The following is a 7,749-nucleotide window of genomic DNA, read 5'->3' as shown; positions in this document are numbered from 1 at the left end:
ACGGCTGGGACGGAAGTCGCTGTCGTTCTCAAAATCGGTGGAGCTGCATGACAAAGTCATCGGGCATTATCTGAACATAAAACACTATCAATAAGTTGGGTCATTACCATGACGGTATTGATGCCGATTTTCAGCGTACGGGCAGTATCGCGAACTCCGGCACCGTTGAAGCCATTTCAGTGATTTGGTTTTTAACTCCCGGTTTACGGGCCTCGTAACAGTAAGTGAGCTGAAACACCCGGTGACAGTCACGGCAACGGAATCGATCATGTCCTTTTGGGTTCTGCCCGTGACGGTAAACCTGAACGGACTGGCAACGGGGGCAATGAAAGTTAACTGTGACCATGAAAGAACCTTAAAAGCGGGTATTATAACCCCTAATTCAACTAATTGGAGGCATTGTCATTTTTAATCTATGGATACACTTAAAAATCCTCTCACCTTACGTTAAAAACCTTCTCATGTTTAGAGTTTTTTATTATGTTTATCATAATGATATGACGATCTGAGTTTTTAAAATCAAGAAGAAAAGATAAGTTTTTTAAATGCACAGTGCCTGTGGATAACTTTGCGTAAATCCGGAGGACAGATCACTCTGAAGCAAGACAACAGCATCTGAAAACAATATGCTCACGTTTCAACCACAGGGCGTAAGTGATCCTACCCACGTAATATGGACACAGGCCTAAGCGAGGTTCTGGTTTTCAAATTGTTCCGGACTGAGGCCGCCACACCAACTGTGCCGTCGCCAGCGATTGTAATCACATTCGATATAATTAAACACTGTTGCCCGCATTATTTCCCGGCTGATAAAGTGTTCTCCGTGGAGACATTCCACTTTCAGCGAATGAAAGAAGCTTTCCACGCAGGCATTATCGTAGCAGCAGCCCTTTGCGCTCATACTGCCACGCAGATTATGCCACTTCAGCAGCGCCTGATAATCTGCTGAACAGTACTGACTTCCTCGGTCCGAGTGAACGATAACGTTCCGGGGTCTCTTACGCCGCCACAGCGCCATCTGCAGGGCATCGCAGGCCAGTTGCGCCGTCAGGCGTGGTGACATGGACCAGCCAATAACGGCACGTGACCACAGGTCAATGACCACAGCCAGATACAGCCAGCCTTCATCTGTACGTAAGTACGTGATGTCTCCCGCCCACTTCTGGTTCGGACCACTGGCGTAAAAATCCTGCTCCAGCAGATTTTCTGACACAGGCAGGCCATGTGCGCGGTAACTGACCGTATTGCTGGGTAAGATCAATTTGCTCACTGGTATTTACTACGTGCATCGAATGAGTGATCAAGAGCCGTATGACGCGAGAGTGTCACGTACGGTTCCGTGAGCAGCCGGAGAGTGAAACTCTCTCCGGCTGACTCGACTCGCAGGTTCCGACAGCGGTGACGAACATGCAGCGGTGTTGTTCTCGCTGATCGGCACATGCCGTCTGAACAATGTGGAGCCAGAAAAATGGCTGCGTTACGTTATTGAACATATCCAGGACTGACCGGCAAACCGGGTACGCGATCTGTTGCCTTGGAAAGTTGATCTGACTTCTCAGTAAATATCAATATGATTCTGACGAGCCGCTTACCTTTGAGCAGAGAAAGGGGAGAGGGATCCCACATCCATGAGCTAGGAAAATACAAAAACTGGCTATACAACAATTCAATATATTAGGACTTACTTGCGAGGAGAAATATAGCACCGCTCAGGCAATTCCTGGGTATTTACTTTTCTTAGTTTCTTTACTCGGGATGTTCTGTCATCAGAAAGGCGATTCTAAATTTGTAATATAGTCACTCATATTCCCACGTAATTTCTTTAGATCAATATATTGCACATTTTTCTCAAAAAACTGATCGGAAATAAGATTTGCAACATTGCTTGTTGTATCATTTTTAACGCTTCTATTCATCCCTTCACAAAGTTCGTCCATTTTCTTTTTGAAATAACTGCTTCCTGATACAAGATGATTTATGGAACTTTGTGCAGCATTGATGTCTAGAGAAATGTGATAATCTTTCTCAACCTGTTTAAATATCTGTTTACGGAGATTATCGCCGATTTTTCGGCTGTGTTCTGCACAAAACTTATCAATACATTGGTTTACCACCCGGGATACGTAGACTTTTTTTTCATCATTTTTCCAATCTGTAATATTTTCACCGATTTGTTCTGAAACAGAGCTCAAAATACTAGTATTTATTTTGGTTGATGATATTTTTACTATCCTTTTCCCCATTGTACAGCGGATAATCTCATCAACCTTTCCTGAAAAATATCTTTTGTGAGATAAACTGATTCCAAAATTATTAAAAGATGTTCCAAGCATTATAATCACTTTGTCATGTAAAATAGTAACATTGTCATTATTTTAGCTGATTCAAACAATTCTGTAAATGCTTTGAGTTCTTTACTCCCTTGGCTCAATGATGGACCGTCTGGAATCCCAGAGACTAAACTCTCTGAGAAAGAGAGTATGAAAAAACTTGGGGCAGTCCCTAAATGAAGGGACCAACAGCGGTAAAATAACCGGCATCATTCATAATGATGCCCTGTTAGTTGTAGTTATGAAGATTTACGTCATTAAAATTGCTGTTCGTAGTGTCAGTCCTATGGTCTGGCATCAGCTGAGGATCGTAGCCGATACATCACTGGCTTCACGACATTCGTGTTGAGGCTATTCATGAAAACTCCACGCTGAAAACGCCGTTTTGTATAAACGGTCACGGTATGCCCGGAGCCACTGTTGCTGATGAATTCGATAAAACCTTGGCGTTTCTTGAAGCTATCGTTAATGCGGATAATGAAACAACGATTGGTGAGATTCGCTCTTTTGCCGACACCCTGGACGCTGTCCGGTTCAATCGCAACAAAATCAACCGGCAGCTGAGCAAACCCAACCTTGCCTCTCTGACGCTGGAGCATGAAGTGATTTAGCTGGGACGTCGCCACTGACAGCTTCTATAAAAGTATGATCCTACCCACGTAATATGAACACAGGCTTAAGTGAGGTTCTGGTTTTCAAATTGTTCAGGACTGAGACCTCCACACCAACTGTGCCGTCGTCAGCGATTGTAATCGCACTTGATATAATTAAACACTGTATATTTCATTTGTGGAGTCTCCAGTCTGAGGGGGCTTTATGCATTCCGTATTGGGCACTATGATGCCAGAAATCTGCAAGGCTCCACACCTTCCTGTATTTCCCTTCCTCTATCACAGTGCACTTTACTTAATAGGGTGGGATGTGTTCATTACATTTATTGTGTTTTTTATGATTGTTTTTGCGTCCAGTGTCGTTCGTCATGGGAAACTGGTTCTATGGGTAGTATCGCTCAGTCTAGTTAACTGTTTGTTTCTTTTTAGAAATTAAGCAGATCACACAATTCGGGGAGAGATCCTTCTAAGTGCAATTCTTTGCAGCTATTTAGCACACTTAAAACAACTCTTGTATTTTGTCAGAAATAATATTAAACATGTCTTGTTCATTATTGTTAAGTCTGTCTGCTATTTCTGTAAGTTTTATCCCACTATGATGGCATATATTTATATATGCATCATAGCCTCGATATTCCCTTTCCCTGCGGCCAGAAATAATCCTGGTAACCCCTCATTATCTCTTACATCCAATAGTTTAATCGTTTCTTTTGGTGATAAATCAAAAGTTTTAATAAAATCTCCATAAGCTTGAATCGCAGCGGAATGACCTTCTTGAAGAGCTATGAACAAAGCAGATTCCCCAGCATTATTTCGTGCTGCAAGAACTTCTAGTTTTTCCTCTTTGGGTATTTCGGCTGCCAACAGCGATTCACCGTATTTACGCGCTGCATCGGCATTTCCATGCCAAATCAATGAAAACAAATTATGGCGGTTATACTCCTTATTATTCTTTGTCGGAATGGATATGCTCTGTATTTTGGCCAATTTTCTGAAAGAAACACCACTATATCCCCCCCCTGATTTTTCTTCATTGATGGCGTGGGATATAGCGGTATTTGTCACGTTAATGATATTACGTTTCATTCCTTTATTTTCATTAGCAGTATTGCTGCCTATTATTAGGTGCATATTTTTGTTGTTTGCTGGATGTAATCCATAGTTATTTATTGACATTTTTGTTCATCCTTTTTGCTAAAAAAAACAATAACCTATTTTTGTAATGTAATAGATATTAGTCTATTGCTAATCTAAAAAAACCATTGCCACATTGAATGGCTATATTCACCAATAAATTCTTTCGATTTCGTATATTGACATATCGTAGATATATCTTATCCCTAAGATTCAATAATCGAGTCCGTTTACCATTCTGTGCAAGCGCCTTCACTCAGAAGTGACCGTCAAGGCGATCACCAAACTTGATAATAAAGCAGCTCATTGCCATACGCCAGTCCTTAGGGGCGTTGTCCATTTCTGTGATGCTGCCTAGATTTAACTGCCAGCTCCGGCTTATCTACATCTAAATATGTGAGCCTAATACCGCTACACTTTGGCCAGACTATGTTTTTCTCCGGGAAGTGGGCTAACCGTCTCCATAAAGTGACGAACTTTTTTCAACAGTGGCCATATTGAACGGCACTGATGATTACGGGTTATTGTCTCATGAAGAGCCGGCCACATCACTGACAGCAGTGACTTCAGGCCTTCAGCACCAGACAGCCTGAACCAGTTAATCCATCGCCCGACAGATTTAGTAATCTAGGGCTGGTTTTTCTTCAGCTGTTGCGGTTCGAAAGTGCCATTACGATCACGCAGAGTACGGATTTCCAGAGGTTCATCTCCAGTAGTGATAATCTTCGTTAAGCAACCATTGCGGGAATTGCTGCCAGATCTAAGCTGATTTTTCTCGCACCCAAGATGATGAGTCATATTAGCATTGAGTACGGTTTCATTTTCAGCATCCAATCAAACTGACTGAGATCTTCAGGATTTTTGAGACTTTTGGCTAGTTCATTAGCTAAAGCCCGCAACTTATTAGATGTCAACTGTTTTTCATTCATAAATTCACCTTCATTTGATATCAAATTAAATAGTTCAACATCAGAGAATTATACAAACTTATGTACAGGCTCCTATGATCTTCGAATCCTGAAGATTATAGTGAAAATAAGTTTTCACGTTGAAATCCCACATAGTTAGTATATGATAAATAATCATGGATGACCTGATTAACCTCTTGGGGTAGTGCTTTTATAGAAGAATAAATATTCTACTAATTTAATACATCACCTAAAATAGTATTGTTTTTTATGGTTGGTTGAAGGTCGTGGTGATGATGTTAGTCCTTTTGAGAATATTCCAGTGCCAGATCTTACTTATAATAAAGGGGCTTGGCAGTTTGGATAAACTATTGTTCTTATTCCACTAATACAAACTTTTTGTAAAGTATATTAAATATACTTCATTTCATACTGAAATCCCCGGAAGTATTCAATCAAACAATTACACCATAAAAGGAAGAGGGGGCCCTAATTAAGTTGTCAAGCATGTTTATGATACCTGCAGGGTATAAATTTTCTGGCTGCAAGCAGACACATATAAAACGTCTTTATTGATCCTACCCACATAATATGGACACAGTCGTAAGTGAGGCTCTGGTTTTCAAATTGTTCCGGACTGAGACCACCACACCAACGGTGCCGTCGCCAGCGATTGTAATCGCACTCGATATAACTAAACACTGTTGCCCGCACTATTTCCCGATGGATAATAGTGTTCTCCGTGGAGACATTCCATTTTCAGCGAATGAATTTTCATCTGTTGCTGTATCCAGTCATACAATGACTGCATCAGTGGCGCGGCTCTGGCTTTTCTTGCCGCCAGACGCTGTTCTGCTGAACATCCCCGGACTTCTGCCTCGATGGCATACAGTTCACCGATACGCAGCAGGGCTTCCGTTATTCTGCCGGATTCGTACAACGCCCGGTAACCACCGTAAGCATCGGCCTGAAGCACTCCGCTGTAACCGGCCAGATGATTCTGTGGATGGATACCTTTCCGGTCCGGTGAGTACGCGAACCAGACGCCGGAGGCATTTCCGAACCGGCGTTACGGTCATCACGAACGTAGACCCACAGCCGGGCAGTCCTTGTTTTACCGCTGCCCGGCTCCTGGACCGGAACGGGGATATCATCGGCATGGACTTTACCGGGCATCAGCACATACTGGCGCAGGATGTCATACAGCGGTTCCAGCAGTTCAGCAACAGCACCTGTCCAGCGCCTCAGTGTGGCACGGCTCAGCTCCACGCCCTGACGACGGTATATTTCTGACTGGCGGTATAACGGCAGATAGTCTGCATATTTTCCAGCGACAACATGGGCCAGAAGCCCCGCTCCGGCATAACTGCGTGCAATGGGTTTTGAAGGCACCGGTGCTTGCACGATATGGTCACACCGGCAACAGGCCAGTTTCGGACGTTGTGTTTCGATAACCTTAAAGGCGCTGCTGATAAGCTCCAGCTGCTCTGACACATCACATCCCAGAGAACTGAGTTCGCCACCACAGGCCGGGCAGCATTCCTCTTCCGGACGGATGACCCGGGTTTCACGGGGAAGTGAGGCAGGTAACGGTTTACGGGCTGAAGACTGGCGCAGGGGAGATGGCAGTACCGGGTCATATTGCTCACCCAGCGTTTCCGCCATTTCTTCCTGAAGTGCGCTGATTCGCTCCTGTGCTTCCAGTATCTGCCGTTCGGTTTTTGCGCGAAGTTTTTCTGAGCTTTTACCGAACTGCATGCGCTGCAGTTTCGCAACCAGCGCCTTCAGCCGGTTGATTTCGGAAGCATAAGCCGCCACCCGCTGTGAGAGCAGGCGGTTGTATTTCGCCATCTGGCGGATGGTGTCCTGTTGCGTCTGCAACAGTGCCCGCAGGCGGGCATTCTCATGAGCAAGTGAGGTGTCCATATCCTCACTTTACAACGGGTTATATGCGGATGCCAGCGCGTTCCGTTCGTTTCGGGTGTTTCCAGTCGATGCCCTCAAGAAGCATGGATAACTGGGCCGGAGTAAGGTGCACCTTGCCGTCACGGGTGACCGGCCAGACGAAGCGGCCCCGCTCCAGGCGTCTGGTAAAGAGGCACAGTCCGTCACTGTCAGCCCACAACACTTTTATCTGGTCACCCCGGCGTCCGCGGAAGATGAACAGATGCCCGGAGAACGGGTCATCCTTCAGGACGTTCTGAACTTTTGAGGCCAGACCGTTAAAGCCATTTCGCATATCGGTGATACCTGCAACCAGCCAGATACGCGAACCTGCAGGGAAAGATATCATCAGTGGCTGCTCCCTTTTATTTCGCGGATAAGTATCTGTAATAACGCCGGCGTCAGTTTACCTTTAAGCCTGAGAGTTCCGGCCGGCAGAACCAGCTCACAGCACAGACTGTCGGACGGTGTATTTATCTGCTCTGGTTCCTGTGCCGGAGCCGGGATTTTATTATCCGGCTCCGGCGTTAACGTCACGGGAAGCAGTGCAGGCATATTTTTTCCGGAAGGCAGCAGGCCACCTTTCCGGTATTGATGGTGCCAGTTGAAGAGCAGGTTATCGTTGATTCCGTTTTCACGGGCGATCTGCGCCACACAGGCTCCGGGCTGCAGTGACTGCTCCACTAAGGCGATTTTAAATTCATAAGGAAAATTAGGCCGCCGGGGTAATGCCGATCAGTTAAGGATCAGTTGACCGATCCAGTGGCTGTGTAAGAATCCGGAAACGCTCACTTGTTTCCGGATTTTTTTATGCACATTGGA

At 44.9% G+C, this 7,749-nt stretch carries 4 protein-coding genes and 9 pseudogenes; 2 read left to right on the top strand and 11 right to left on the bottom strand.

From position 1 onward, the window contains the following. A partial coding sequence (locus BFF42_RS07455; RefSeq protein WP_000306640.1) for an IS1 family transposase occupies positions 1–94 on the top strand: 94 nt, incomplete at its 5' end. A gap of 13 nt (positions 95–107) precedes the next feature. Here the strand turns inward: BFF42_RS07455 and BFF42_RS07450 are convergent. Beyond that, positions 108–346, bottom strand: a pseudogene (locus BFF42_RS07450) (IS1-like element transposase); the annotation flags it as partial. Between the two features lie 339 nt (positions 347–685). After that, positions 686–1,240, bottom strand: a pseudogene (locus tag BFF42_RS07445) (IS3-like element IS3H family transposase); the annotation flags it as partial. A gap of 142 nt (positions 1,241–1,382) precedes the next feature. Here BFF42_RS07445 and BFF42_RS27210 point away from each other — a divergent pair. Beyond that, a pseudogene (locus tag BFF42_RS27210) lies at positions 1,383–1,505 on the top strand (transposase domain-containing protein); the annotation flags it as partial. A gap of 261 nt (positions 1,506–1,766) precedes the next feature. Here BFF42_RS27210 and ipgB2 read toward each other — a convergent pair. From ipgB2 to tnpA, 9 genes and pseudogenes are all read right to left on the bottom strand, one after another. Continuing rightward, a complete protein-coding gene (ipgB2, locus tag BFF42_RS07435) occupies positions 1,767–2,333 on the bottom strand; it encodes a type III secretion effector IpgB2 (protein WP_005057975.1) in 567 nt (188 codons plus the stop codon). Positions 2,334–2,614: 281 nt separating this feature from the next. After that, complete coding sequence (locus tag BFF42_RS26910) at positions 2,615–2,929, bottom strand: hypothetical protein (RefSeq protein WP_011114726.1); 315 nt, start codon at positions 2,927–2,929, stop codon at positions 2,615–2,617. 77 nt (positions 2,930–3,006) lie between these two features. Continuing rightward, a pseudogene (locus BFF42_RS07420) lies at positions 3,007–3,117 on the bottom strand (IS3 family transposase); the annotation flags it as partial. A 323-nt stretch (positions 3,118–3,440) separates the two neighbouring features. Continuing rightward, positions 3,441–4,117: pseudogene (gene ospD1 / locus BFF42_RS07410) on the bottom strand (type 3 secretion system effector/anti-activator OspD1). 369 nt (positions 4,118–4,486) lie between these two features. Next, positions 4,487–4,624 (bottom strand): annotated as a pseudogene (locus BFF42_RS07405) (IS630 family transposase); the annotation flags it as partial. 84 nt (positions 4,625–4,708) lie between these two features. Next, positions 4,709–5,004: pseudogene (locus tag BFF42_RS07400) on the bottom strand (transposase); the annotation flags it as partial. A gap of 480 nt (positions 5,005–5,484) precedes the next feature. Next, a pseudogene (locus tag BFF42_RS07385) lies at positions 5,485–6,909 on the bottom strand (integrase core domain-containing protein); the annotation flags it as partial. Positions 6,910–6,928: 19 nt separating this feature from the next. Beyond that, entirely contained in the window at positions 6,929–7,276 is a 348-nt protein-coding gene (gene tnpB / locus BFF42_RS07380; RefSeq protein ID WP_000622995.1) for an IS66 family insertion sequence element accessory protein TnpB, read from the bottom strand. Beyond that, positions 7,276–7,653: pseudogene (gene tnpA / locus BFF42_RS07375) on the bottom strand (IS66-like element accessory protein TnpA); the annotation flags it as partial. The pseudogene tnpA and the gene tnpB, both read right to left, overlap by 1 nt. Positions 7,654–7,749 lie beyond the last annotated feature (96 nt).

The sequence above is a fragment of the Shigella sp. FC1661 genome (genome assembly GCF_001712525.1).
Taxonomy (GTDB): domain Bacteria; phylum Pseudomonadota; class Gammaproteobacteria; order Enterobacterales; family Enterobacteriaceae; genus Escherichia; species Escherichia coli.
This window is presented reverse-complemented; position numbering and strand designations above follow the sequence as displayed.